At 40.0% G+C, this 12,785-nt stretch carries 11 protein-coding genes; 6 read left to right on the top strand and 5 right to left on the bottom strand.

The window, feature by feature from the left end; translation table 11 throughout:
- Window positions 1-2: 2 nt before the first annotated feature.
- The 3 genes from H6G97_RS19120 to H6G97_RS19110 form a co-directional block, all read right to left on the bottom strand.
- Window positions 3-1,067, bottom strand: a complete 1,065-nt coding sequence (locus tag H6G97_RS19120; protein WP_190942295.1) for a DUF3326 domain-containing protein — start codon at window positions 1,065-1,067, stop codon at window positions 3-5.
- 110 nt (window positions 1,068-1,177) lie between these two features.
- Window positions 1,178-1,357 carry a hypothetical protein gene (locus tag H6G97_RS19115; protein WP_190942294.1) on the bottom strand — a complete coding sequence of 60 codons (180 nt, stop codon included), beginning with the start codon at window positions 1,355-1,357 and terminating at the stop codon, window positions 1,178-1,180.
- Window positions 1,358-1,504: 147 nt separating this feature from the next.
- Window positions 1,505-1,825: a 2Fe-2S iron-sulfur cluster-binding protein gene (locus tag H6G97_RS19110; RefSeq protein ID WP_190894962.1), complete on the bottom strand. Its 321-nt coding sequence runs from the start codon at window positions 1,823-1,825 to the stop codon at window positions 1,505-1,507.
- A 273-nt stretch (window positions 1,826-2,098) separates the two neighbouring features.
- Between H6G97_RS19110 and H6G97_RS52605 the strand changes: the two genes are divergently transcribed.
- The 5 genes from H6G97_RS52605 to acnB all read left to right on the top strand — a co-directional run bounded on the left by H6G97_RS52605 (window position 2,099) and on the right by acnB (window position 7,540).
- Window positions 2,099-2,443 carry a hypothetical protein gene (locus H6G97_RS52605; protein WP_242054996.1) on the top strand — a complete coding sequence of 115 codons (345 nt, stop codon included), beginning with the start codon at window positions 2,099-2,101 and terminating at the stop codon, window positions 2,441-2,443.
- 390 nt (window positions 2,444-2,833) lie between these two features.
- Complete coding sequence (locus H6G97_RS19100; protein WP_190942293.1) at window positions 2,834-3,229, top strand: hypothetical protein; 396 nt, start codon at window positions 2,834-2,836, stop codon at window positions 3,227-3,229.
- Between the two features lie 193 nt (window positions 3,230-3,422).
- Window positions 3,423-4,319: a DUF4351 domain-containing protein gene (locus H6G97_RS19095; RefSeq protein WP_190942292.1), complete on the top strand. Its 897-nt coding sequence runs from the start codon at window positions 3,423-3,425 to the stop codon at window positions 4,317-4,319.
- Window positions 4,320-4,346: 27 nt separating this feature from the next.
- Window positions 4,347-4,574 carry a DUF4351 domain-containing protein gene (locus H6G97_RS19090; RefSeq protein WP_190942291.1) on the top strand — a complete coding sequence of 76 codons (228 nt, stop codon included), beginning with the start codon at window positions 4,347-4,349 and terminating at the stop codon, window positions 4,572-4,574.
- Window positions 4,575-4,876: 302 nt separating this feature from the next.
- A complete protein-coding gene (gene acnB, locus H6G97_RS19085) occupies window positions 4,877-7,540 on the top strand; it encodes a bifunctional aconitate hydratase 2/2-methylisocitrate dehydratase (protein ID WP_190942290.1) in 2,664 nt (887 codons plus the stop codon).
- A gap of 45 nt (window positions 7,541-7,585) precedes the next feature.
- Here the strand turns inward: acnB and H6G97_RS19080 are convergent, their stop codons facing one another.
- Window positions 7,586-9,373: a GmrSD restriction endonuclease domain-containing protein gene (locus H6G97_RS19080; protein WP_190942289.1), complete on the bottom strand. Its 1,788-nt coding sequence runs from the start codon at window positions 9,371-9,373 to the stop codon at window positions 7,586-7,588.
- Window positions 9,374-9,745: 372 nt separating this feature from the next.
- Window positions 9,746-11,353, bottom strand: coding sequence for a flavin monoamine oxidase family protein (locus tag H6G97_RS19075; protein ID WP_190942288.1), 1,608 nt, complete (start codon window positions 11,351-11,353; stop codon window positions 9,746-9,748).
- 766 nt (window positions 11,354-12,119) lie between these two features.
- On the opposite strand from H6G97_RS19075, the gene H6G97_RS19070 reads away from it, so the two are divergent.
- Window positions 12,120-12,656 (top strand): universal stress protein, encoded by a 537-nt coding sequence (locus tag H6G97_RS19070; RefSeq protein WP_190942338.1) that lies wholly within the window; start codon window positions 12,120-12,122, stop codon window positions 12,654-12,656.
- Window positions 12,657-12,785 lie beyond the last annotated feature (129 nt).

Here is a 12,785-nt window from a genome sequence, read left to right as displayed (position 1 = left end):
AACTAATGGCTAATTGACTGCAAAGGTGATAATTTGGGACGCAGAGCGGAGGGGTTGATGCCTGCTTTGTGTGCTACTAATACACCTACTGCTTCTAAATATGAGTTTACCTGTATAGCTTTGATCCCCAACGCTTGAGGAGGAACTTTGATCAGAGTTTTATTTTCTTCTACTGTAATTATTTGGCATCGTCTTTGGCTTAAACTCATTAAGGCACTGCTACCACAAGCAGTTGCAGGTGCGATCGCAGCATCTACTTCATCTGCCCAAATATCTCCTTTTTCTGATGCAATCGCTCCTTTATCTATTATAAATTGTGGGGCACGACTTAATCCGACAAGGACGCACGGCAAAAAGGTATAGCCCAATTCTTCGGCGGCGGAACGCGGAGATAAATCAGGTTGTGGAGGTTCGCTCAAAAGGGCGGGAGAATGGGCGCAAGGAATTTGAAAAGTTCGCACTAGCAAATGGCTAATTACGGCTTCTGCACCCGCCAGAGAATCAACACCTTCACCTTGACGATATTTCTGCACTGCTTCTGAGTCCATATCATCAGGGAAACGGGTAACAACTGCGATCGCTTCTGCCCCCGCTTTTTTAATTAATATCTCGGCTGCCCGTAACAAGCTATCTGGGTTGCCAATTGTTCCCCAACTAGCTCCCGATGCTGTAGTCCGCAATTCTACATTTAATGGCGCATCAGTAATTACATAATCTGTCAAGGTCAATCCTAGAGTTGCTCTAACTGCATCTGCTGCTTGTATATGTCGTAGCCGTAACTCTGGCTCAATAGCTTGGTCTAAAAGCAAACCTACTTTGTTAGTGCGGACTGGGCGCAAACCCCAGCATCCAGAAGCGAATTTATCAAGTCCATAACCTTCAACATAGAAAGCGTTAGGAAGATTCCAGTACAAACTTGCACCATTAAGGACATTGGGGTGAGTAATTAGGCGATCGCAAACCTGTGCTATGACTTTGGCAACAGGTAAAGCATCTCCTGCATAACCCCCAATGGCAGCCCCAACGCCTGTTGGTACAATTAAAATAGCGGTATACGCACGATTCATCTTAAGTTAAGAGTGCTGAGTTATGAGTGATGATTTTATGAATCACAAGCCATCAAATCCTAACTCTTGTACAAACGCGATTAATCGCGTCTCTCTTTATCGCGTCTATACTAACTCTCGATTGTAGTCACCACAGCTTCAACTGTAGCTTTTTGTTCGTCAGCATCCACAGAAGTAACTGCCCAACGCAGAGGTTCGCCTTGTTTCTTCAACTCTGTTTCAATTACTTCTAGTAACTCTGCTGGGGTTTCTTGTAAATCAATTTCTGCCGTAAGAAAATGAGTCGTCATTTGGGTAAATCCTGTTGATTTATAGTTTATAGAATAGCTGATTTCATCTGCGATGAAATACTTGGGTAATTTATCAGATTTGGTAATATCTGTGAACAGTTATTCAGTTATGAATAATCATCCGATATACTGATAACTGCTCGCTGATTATTTGCCTTTGCCAAATTGTAACTGATAAAGTACATCTTCTTTTTCCGTCTGAATTTTCAAATCAGAAAGAGGTTTGGCAATACAAAGCAATACGTAACCTTGCTTTTGCAAATCTGGACTAACGCCCATACCATCAGTTTGATCCACAGTTCCCTCGCTTATTTGACCAGCGCAAGTTGTGCAAACACCTGCATTACAAGAACTCGGCAGTTCCAAACCAGCAGCATCGGCAACTGATAATATCGTTTCATTTTCAGGAACTTGCAAGGTATGAATTTTGCCTTGGTGATCAATTTCTACGGTGTAAGTTTTAGGCATATACAAAACAAGGTGATGCTACGGACAAATTTCTTAGTTTATCTGAATTAGTTAAAAATATCCAGATTTTACTATAAAAATTTAGGTAAAAGATTGATAATTATAGCAACCAATTCTGAACAACTTTTAGGTTAGTAACATTATTTACTATACAATACACAAATAAATTAGTTAATTTTGCTTACTATAAAGAAACGCGTAGGCGTAGCCCACCGTAGGCATCGCGTTTCCTTAGAGACTGTATCTGTAAGTCTACCTTTTGGCATTGGTTCGATGTCTTGGAAAGTTGACACCACACAAAAGAAGGCGGCTTGGTCGCTTTATGTGGAATTGGTGACACGCATTGCTGTACAAACTTTGGAAGTTGACCAGGGTTTGGTACGAGAAGCGATGAACTCTCTTTATAGTTTATTTGGTACAACCCGCGAAGTTCTCAAAGCCGCCGGGCCGGATGTGGGTGCTTCTCGTGATTCAGTGGGGGGAATTGCGATGACGTACCCGCCTTTTCCGGTGGCGATCGCTGTAAATCAACAATATACACTATGTAGCAATGATTGCACTCACCAACCAACTTTAGTCATCAATGTTACAATGTTAACTCTTAAGGTTACAGCATAAAGCTTTAGAGCTAAAACATAAAGCCTTAAAGTTACAACATTAAGGCTTTGGGTTACAACATTAAGACTTAAGGTTACAACATTAAGCCTTAGAGCTAGAACATAAAGGCTTAAGGCTACAACATTAAGGCTTAAAGTTAAAGCGATCGCTGATAGCGGTTCTCAATTGCATGAAATACAGACCATTCGTAGGGGCACAGCATTGCTGTGCCCTCTTGTGTATTGCTTAAACATAATATTATTTTGTTGAAAATCAACCTTTGATGATTAAATTCCGAGAAATCACGGACATAAATAAAAACTTTTACTAAAAAAATGCGCTTTTTGCTGAACCAAAATCTAGGTTAATTGAGACACAATAGCTGTGTAAAGCTATTAAAAGTGTAAAACTATGACTCGAAGAAAACGTAATTCCCGGATTTTAGAAAAAGCTGAGTTTAGAGTTGCCGGACTGAAAGCTATCGATCCAAAGATCAATTTTGATGATACTCACAACTTGCAAAACCTGACTCAATTAATAGACAATTTTCACAATGTGCTTAATGAGTATAACGCTGCTATAGCTATGATTGACTCTTCTAGAAATAAGCTGGATGAGATGGAAAAAGCCTTAAGTCAGGTTTCAGATAAAATGCTGACGTGGGTTGGTTGCAAGTACGGCAAAAACAGCAACGAATATGAACTTGCAGGCGGCGTTAGAGACAGCGAACGTATCCGTAAAAGCAGATTAACACGCTTGAAATCTAACACAGATAAAACATCAGATGAAAATGCTCTAACCGCCTAGTACCGCTACGCGGAAGTCAAAAGGCTTATAGAATCTGCTTTTAACTTTTTTAGAATGATATCTGTAAAAATTAAAGGTGTCCAGATCCCCGACTTCTCAAAGAAGTCGGGGATCTATTTCATTACGAATGGTTCAGGACTGCTATATAATAAGACTTTGCATTAACCCAGAAATTCCAAAATATTAAAATTGAATGACCAGGTTTATCCATGATAAATTCGCCAAAGACTATCTAGAAGAACTACTAAAAGATTACGGAGAAGTTAAAGCATCAGAAAAAGTATCAGGAGAGATTAAAGAAATAGATGTTTTATTCACTCCTGCTAAACAGCAAAGCTCTAATATACAAATACTAGGTTTGCTAGGAAGATTTGCCCAACAGCCTGCGATTATAGAACCATACCGCAATCCAGCTTCTACCGATGAAATCTGCGACTGTATTCTAAAATTATTAGAAATAAAAGCTCTCCTGCGACGAGAAGCTAAAGCCAATAAAACTAAACTTCAGGATTCAGAAATTCCCAAATTGTGGGTTCTTACACCTACCATATCTGAAACTAGATTGTCTAGCTTTGGAACTATGCAAAAAGCAGGTTGGTTATCAGGAGTACATTTTTTGCCAGATGCGTTGCGGACAGCAATTATAGCGATACACCAACTACCCCAAACACCAGAGACATTATGGTTGAGACTTTTAGGTAGGGGAAGCGTGCAGTCACAAACAGTTATCGAGTTGCAAGCGTTACCATTAGATCATCCATACCAAAAAGCAACTCTTGAATTAGTTTACAACTTGCGCGAAAACTTGAGAGTAAACCAAGAATTAGAAGCAGATGATAGGGAGTTAATTATGCGATTAGAACCACTTTATCAAAGAGACAGAGAACAAGCTATACAAGAAGGGAATAAACAAGGAGAACAACGTTTAGTTCTACGTCTACTAAATCGCCGTATTGGTGAAATTGATGCATCATTAATCAGGCAAATTAAAGGTTTATCAATTGAACAATTAGAGAATCTAGGAGAAGCATTGCTAGATTTTTCTAGTGTTGCTGATTTAGAAACTTGGTTAAACCAACAATCAATCTAATTCATTTCGATTGATAAAGAGTTAATTATGCGACTAGAACCACTTTATCAAAGAGACAGAGAACAAGCCAAAAAAGAGGGAAGGCAAGACTTAATACAGCGTCTACTAAATCGCCGTATTGGTAAAACTGATGCATCATTAATTGGGCGAATTAAAGGCTTATCCATTGAACAATTAGAGAATTTAGGAGAAGCATTGCTAGACTTTTCTAATGTTGCTGATTTAGAAAATTGGTTAAACCAACAATCAATCTAATTTATTACTACACCTGGCGACTAGAAGTCACGGCTATACAGACGAAACCCACCTCCGTGGGTTACAAATTCTTGATTTCCTCTTAGTCCACGGAGGTGGCCTATCCTGCGGGAACGCCAAGGGCGAATGTTTGTGTAGTAGCGAATTCCATTTGCCTCATACTTTCTTCCAGTATAAAAAAAGCTGCAAACAACCGATTACCAGTAAGGCTTTCATCATAAAAGTAAGCTAAACTTTTATAGCCAAGGATTGCCTAAAAATTTCATAATTAAAGATAGAACATCCCAATGGAGAACATAAAAATGCTAGAACAATATCGTAAACACGTTGCCGAAAGAGCAGCACTCGGTATTCCTCCTTTACCATTGGATGCGAAGCAAACCTCAGAATTATGTGAATTACTGAAAAATCCGCCAAAGGGTCAAGAGGAGATATTATTACATTTATTGAGCGATCGCGTTTCTCCTGGTGTTGATCCAGCAGCTTATGTCAAAGCTGGATTTCTCACCGCGATCGCTAAAAAGGAAATCACTAGTCCCTTGGTTTCGCGCATAGAAGCGGTGCAATTGCTGGGCACGATGGTAGGTGGTTACAATGTACAATCTTTAATCGATTTGCTGCAATGGCCCACTGTATCCGTCTCAGACTCATCTGAAACACCTCTAGTAATGGGTGGACAAGGAAAGGAACCCATTTCCGCCTACGCCGCCAACGCTTTAAGCAAAATCCTCTTGGTGTATGACGCTTACCACGATGTTTTAGAGTTATCTAAAACCAATCCTTTCGCCAAACGGGTGGTTGACTCTTGGGCGGAAGCTGAATGGTTTACCAGTCGCCCTACAGTCCCAGAAGCGATTACTGTCACCGTTTTTAAAGTTCCAGGCGAAACCAATACCGACGACTTATCCCCCGCCCAAAGCGCCACAACTCGCCCGGATATTCCCTTACACGCTTTAGTGATGTTAGAGTCACGGCAACCGGGAAGCTTACAAACCATTGCCGAACTGAAGAAAAAAGGGCATCCTGTAGCTTACGTAGGCGATGTAGTTGGTACAGGTTCCTCGCGTAAATCTGCTATCAACTCAGTATTGTGGCACATGGGAAATGATATACCTTTTGTGCCAAACAAACGCGCTGGGGGTTATGTTTTAGGTGGTGCGATCGCGCCAATCTTCTTTAACACAGCTGAAGATGCCGGTGCTTTGCCTATTCAGTGCGATGTCACCAAACTCGAAACCGGCATGGTAATTACCATCCATCCCTACAAAGGCGAAATCACAAACGAAGCAGGCGAAGTTATTTCCACCTTTGCTCTCAAACCTGACACCATCCTCGATGAAGTCCGCGCAGGTGGACGCATCCCCCTACTTATCGGACGTACCCTCACCGACAAAACTCGTCTTGCACTTGGTTTAGAACACAGCACAGTCTTCACCCGTCCCCAGCAAGCCTTTGATACAGGTAAAGGCTACAGCCTAGCACAGAAAATGGTAGGTAAAGTTTGCGGATTACCTGGTGTGCGTCCCGGCACATCTTGCGAACCCATCATCACCACCGTTGGTTCTCAAGATACCACAGGCCCCATGACCCGCGACGAATTGAAAGAACTCGCTTGTCTTGGTTTTAGTGCAGACTTAGTAATCCAAAGTTTCTGCCACACAGCAGCTTATCCCAAACCAGTAGACATCCAAACCCATCACGAACTCCCCGATTTCTTTGCTTCTCGTGGCGGTGTCGCCCTGCGTCCCGGTGATGGTATCATCCACTCTTGGTTAAACCGGATGCTGCTACCCGACACGGTGGGAACTGGCGGCGACTCTCACACCCGCTTCCCCTTGGGTATTTCCTTCCCCGCCGGTTCTGGATTAGTAGCCTTTGCAGCCGCCTTGGGTGTGATGCCTTTAGATATGCCAGAGTCAGTTTTGGTAAGATTTAAAGGTGAATTGCAACCAGGTATCACCCTGCGCGATGTCGTGAATGCCATTCCCTACGTAGCAATTCAAAAAGGTTTGCTGACAGTAGAGAAGCAGAACAAGAAAAATGTCTTCTCTGGGCGAATTCTAGAAATAGAAGGTTTGCCAGATTTAAAAGTTGAACAAGCCTTTGAACTCACCGATGCTAGCGCCGAACGTTCTTGTGCCGGATGCACAATTAAGCTGAGTGCAGAGACAATTTCTGAATATCTGCGTTCTAACATAGCGTTGCTGAAAAATATGATAGCACGGGGCTATCAAGATGCGCGTACCATGCTGCGCCGTGTGGCAAAGATGGAAGAATGGTTAGCAAATGCCGTGTTATTAGAAGGCGATGCCGATGCAGAGTATGCCGAAATAATTGAAATTGATTTGAACGAAATTAAAGAACCAATTGTTGCTGCTCCCAATGACCCCGATAATGTTAAGTTATTATCGGAAGTTGCTAATGATCCAGTGCAAGAAGTATTCGTCGGTTCATGTATGACGAATATTGGTCATTATCGGGCAACAGCGAAAGTTTTGGAAGGCGCAGGTGAAGTGAAAACTCGCCTGTGGATAGCACCACCAACGCGCATGGATGAACACCAATTAAAAGAAGAAGGTGTATACAGCGTTTTTGGGGCTGCGGGTGCTAGAACAGAAATGCCAGGATGCAGTTTGTGCATGGGTAATCAAGCGCGAGTTGCTGATGGCACAACAGTATTTTCTACCTCTACCCGCAACTTTAATAATCGCATGGGTAAAGATGCGCGAGTGTATCTTGGTTCAGCAGAATTAGCCGCAGTTTGTGCGCTACTGGGGCGACTTCCTACAGTGCAGGAATACTTGGATATTGTGGCGAGTAGAATTCATCCTTTTGCAGATGATTTGTATCGGTATTTGAACTTTGATCAAATCGCCGGTTTTGAGGATGAAGGGCGAGTAATTGCGTTGGAAGATATGCCGAGGCTTGAGGATATTTTGGGTATGCCAGCTAGTAGTTTGCGTTAGTAGATAATTAAAATAGGGTGGGCAATGCCCACCATGCTAAAATAATCATTTTTGAAAAAGCTGATTAATAGCCAGTAACTCAGGCCCTTCTACAGGTATTGTAGACGAGTCTTTTCTTGTAAAAGCTGTTTTCCCAACAAATGATACTGCTATTTGAGGAGGAACCGTAATTCTAATTACTGACAGTCCTTTATATAATATTGTGTCAAACTTTGCTAGTACCTGTGTTTTAAGTGGTTCACTAAGAGCAGAGTTTTGAATAGCATTGCTTAATATCCTTACATATTGCTCTGTATCTTTAGTTTTATTGTGTAAATTTGCTTCTCTGTCAATTCCGACGACATATCTACCATTAATTTCAATAGGTTGAATTTTGTCTAGTTCTTCGATTTTATCAGCATCCTTTTTCGAGTCAGTTACTCCAATATGAATATATCCATCTGTAGCTGAACATAAATTTGCAATTCCACAAATTGTCTCAATAATTCTTTCTAGTAGATCGAGATTGAACTTTCTGCTAGGAGACAAATCAAGAAAGCCTTGCTTACATTCATACCTCGTTGTTTCTATACGAGAACGACGTAAAGAGTTTTCAAAATCTAGTGCTAACTCAACTCCGTGTCCGAGTACTGGTGGTTCTCTTCTAGCAAAAAAACCTTGAATCAATCCCTTTGTTTGGTTAATATTATTTTTTCTGTCTTCTGTTTTTGTGTAGCGATGACTTAAATCTAGTCTTTGTTGAAGATTTTTTAAAGCATTCATGATACCTGATGGATCTGTTGGAGAGAAATCTTGGTAAATGATTAAATCAAAAAAAGCCATGAAAATAGTATAAAATGCAGTTGGTATAGGATTATTACTTTTAGGATTTACTATTTTCAACAAACACTTTGATTCTGAACTATAAGATTCTATAGTTTCCCTAAGTATAGAAAAAGTTTTTATTATTTCTTCTTCAAGTCTTTTAGGTAGATAAGCAATCAAAGCATATTCAAGTTTTTGAGCGAAGGAACTATTTGGATCGTAAAGATCATCAAAACGTTCAGTACTGCGTGACAGTGGCTCATGTAACAAAATAGATGCAACAATATCAGCAATCATCTGTTCATCTTCACTTTCTCGTAACTGTATTACATTAAGAGCGCCTTGTTTACACCATATTGTGTCATCAGCTTGAATTTTATAACCTTGATTAGATTGTTTTGAATCAATACTAATTTCTGGCATTTCAGGAAGACGTAATATTTTCTCAGAATCATCTCCACGTAGCTTCATGGCAATTGTTCTTACCACTTCTGCAAACAGAGTAGTTACCCCTGCTTGTCTTCTTTCTTGACGACTTAAATGTTTACCACTTGAATTAATTCGACCAAAAATCTCAGTAATATCTTCTTCCTCCATTGCAGTATAAACTGTGACTGCTAATAGATAATCCACAATATCAGCACATTTGTTTTTGGCGAGAATGTTAGCACTATTGTCTTGTATTTTTGAAAAAATACCATTTTCTGCTAATTGCCTAGCATAGGAAAACTCATTAATATCAAAATATTCTTTTTCAAAGGAAAATGTATTTTCAATAAAACTAAAAATTGCATTTAGTCTTTGCATTCCATCTATAATTTCATACTTACCACTGCCGTGGATTTGGGGCCGTTCTGCTAGCAAAATAAGAGGTATTGGATATTTAAGTAAAATGCTTCCAATTAATTTTTCTTTTTCTGATACTGTCCAAACAAGCTTTCGTTGATACTTACGATTTACTAACAAATTACCTGAGCGATAGAGTCGGTAAGCCTCATTAACGGTCATTGGGCGAGGTGCAGTACTCATAAATTATTATTTTAAGTAACTTTAATAACAGATTATACCTAGGACTTTAAAACTTTGAGTTATATTTAGAACAATTGTATTGTAAAAATACGCAATCGCACCTTCGCACTTCGCACACAGACCTAACCCCCCAGCCCCCTTCCCTACAAGGGAAGGGGGAGAAATCCGGCTCCCATCTCCGCTTCGGAGAGGGGCTGGGGGAGAGGTCAATCATCATCTAAAAATAAACACCTATTTTCATACTTTATAAATGAATAATCCAACACCCAAATAACCCTATCCACCGAAAAAAGAGGGAACTCGCAATATTGTAATCGGATACTACACTGATGCTTCGTGATAATTGGAATCAGAGCCTTAGCGATTTATTTTTTAACTTTTCAAAATTTGCTTGGCAGTATTAATACCTGATATTGCAGCACCTTCCATAAAACCTTGCCATTCATAAAAAGAGTTAGTATGTTCTCCTGCAAAGTAGATGTTATCTACTGATTTGCCTTCATTACCAGCAATTGTTGTAAAGTAACCAGGTTGATTACAGGTATAGCTTCCTTTAGTTAGTTGATTTAATGACCAGTTTTCTAAATAAGCTAGATATTCAGTATTTTTAATCCGTACAGCCGAAATATCTGCACCAGGAAAGACAAACTTCAGTTCATTAATAAACTTACCACTTTCCTGTTGAAGATTTTTTGGGTTAAGTCTTGCACCTAAATTGCCGCCAGTGTAATCTGTTAAGACTGCCCGGTTATATGTAGCTTTGCTAGGGTTAGTTTCCCAAATAGCCTGGAGATTGGGAAGATCAGCATAGGCACTACCATTGCTACCAAGGGTAGTCCAAGGACGACCATTAAAACCTACCATCAATTTTGAGTTAGTTCCATAAACTAAATTATTAATACTATCAAGTTTCCACTGAGGTAGCTTAAGTCCTTTTAAATCTACTTCTCGCAGAGTTGAGAAAGGAAGAGAAAATACTACAGCATCAAACTTTTCACTTAAACCATTGTTAAAAACTAATTCGATTTTACCTGCGCTATCTTTCCTGGCAGCAATCAGCTTTTTACCATAATGTATCTGTTCTATTAATCGGTTTTTTAATCCTTCAGTAATCTGCTGATTGCCTCCAATAACATGATAACGTTCATCACTAAACACCCCAAAAGGTTTAAACTTAGAGCGTCTATCTGCATGAATAAATAGGAGAAAATTCAAACAACTTTGTTGGTCAATTTCTCGACCATATTCACCAGTATATGCAGATTTAATCACATTTTTCAGCAAAGCTCCCGCTCCACGACTATCAAGATAATCTTGAAGATTAGTGAAGTCTAATAATCGCTCAGATGCAGTAAATTTATCCGCAGTAGGTTGTGTAAGGGTGCGTAAATCAACTCTCATTGCCGTCACAAAATCTCGGAATTCATCAACTACTGCTGATTCCCGATAACGTTGACCATTAAAGTAATAAAATACTTCACCTGGTTGCTTTGACAAATCTTCGACTTCTAACTTAAATTCGTTTACATATCCCAACATGGTCTTGTGCAAATTGTCTATAAACTCGCCACCTCTTTCGGCAACCTGACCAGGGAAGACACCATTAAGTGAGTAGCAGCGTCCACCAACTCGGTCACTAGCTTCGTAAATAGTGGCTTTAATTCCTTTACGTTTGAGTTCGTAGCCACAAGCGAGTCCTGCTAAACCAGCACCTACAATCGCTATCTTTGCATCCATTGAAGAAGGTGCGGCCAAAGTACGATGAAAATAACCAGACCCTACACCAATTGTTCCACCCAATATTGTCAATTTTCCTAAATCAGTCAGAAATTGTCGCCGCTTAGTTTTACGCAATGACATTAGTTCTTCAAGTTGATAAATGCGTTCAATGCCTTCGCTCGTTGAAATATTACGCTTTTGACAATAGCTGACAATCCCAAGCGTGCGGGCTAATCTTTTAAATATTGGTGAATGGCTCATTACTTACAACTTTGGCTAAATTTTTTCGGGAATTTCCCTATTTGTCTTTTTACAAGTATAGGTTTTGTCTATGTATTTGCCTTAAAGAATTAACCTTTATAAGATAAAGTTTTGATATTTTTTTACTATTGACTAAGTATGTATACGTAAATCAAAGCTATTTAAAAATTTGTCCCTTATTTATAGAAATCTTCAAAAAAGATTTAGTTTGAGGTTTAATTTTATTGCTGCTCTCTACAATTACGAGCTTCATCTCCCACAATCCGAATTTGCCTGAGCAATTAAGAGGTCTAAGGTGATTATTGTGTTGCGATGTCTTTTCTACGAGACGCTACGCGTAGCTTGCTTCCACGAAGTGGTACGACGGGCTACGCCTACGCACCGCTTCAAGTACGATTGTGTAGTACAGCGGATTGAGTGATAGCACGTATTCGTTCCCATCTCCTAGCCCCTGCTGGTATTACCCGAACGCGAAACCAGCTTTAAACTTCTTCTCTCAAAGTCGGGAGAGGAATTTAGGGTGAGGGTCTAAAGATGTTTCTTCCAAAACGGGATGATCCCTGATAATCAAAGAGCAATGCTTGCTTTCCTCACAACTTCCTCAAATTGTTTTGCTATAAAAATAAATATGGGGCGAAAACCTTTAATAAGTTTAAAATTCACAAGTCGCTAAACATAGTTGAGGGATTAGTCATTTTTGACAATCCCGCATCTGGAAACCCGAAACCGTAAAGACCAATTACCAATGAAATCGGAGGTCTATATGATGTTTAAAAAGATTCTAGTTGCATTAGATCGCTCACAAATAGGGCAACAGGTTTTTGAAGAAGCGTTGGGTTTGGCAAAGTTAACACAGGCTGGCTTAATGCTAGTGCATGTCCTATCTCCCGAAGAAGAGGGTAGTCCTTACCTACCTATGCTGTCTAATATGGACTACTATCCGGGATTCAGTGGTCAAAGCTTTGAGTTATACCAAAAGCAGTGGGATAACTTTAAAGATCAAGGAATTCAAATGTTGCAATCTTTCTGTGCCCAAGCTAACACAGCAGGTGTAACGACCGAATTTACACAAAATGTTGGTAATCCTGGTCGCATCATTTGTGATTTAGCCCATAGTCATGGCGCTGACCTAATTGTCATGGGGCGTAGGGGCCGTTCTGGGCTGATGGAACTATTTCTCGGTAGTGTGAGTAACTACGTTCTTCACCATGCTCCTTGTTCAGTGCATGTTGTACATCTTTCAGTTACTCCTAAAATAGATAAAGTTGCCAAAGAAACTACAAGCGCTTTCAGCGCTAACTAACTACCTATTTTGTCAAGCTAAGCTAATCGGCATTTAAGCTGCAATATAACTGAAATTACCTTTGTTTTTGATTTTCCGATGCCACTTAATGACTAACTCGCCTTGATTCAACAAGTTATCTAGCAGTGA

This window comes from Nostoc flagelliforme FACHB-838 (genome assembly GCF_014698065.1).
In the GTDB taxonomy this organism is placed as follows: Bacteria; Cyanobacteriota; Cyanobacteriia; order Cyanobacteriales; family Nostocaceae; genus Nostoc; species Nostoc flagelliforme_B.
This window is presented reverse-complemented; position numbering and strand designations above follow the sequence as displayed.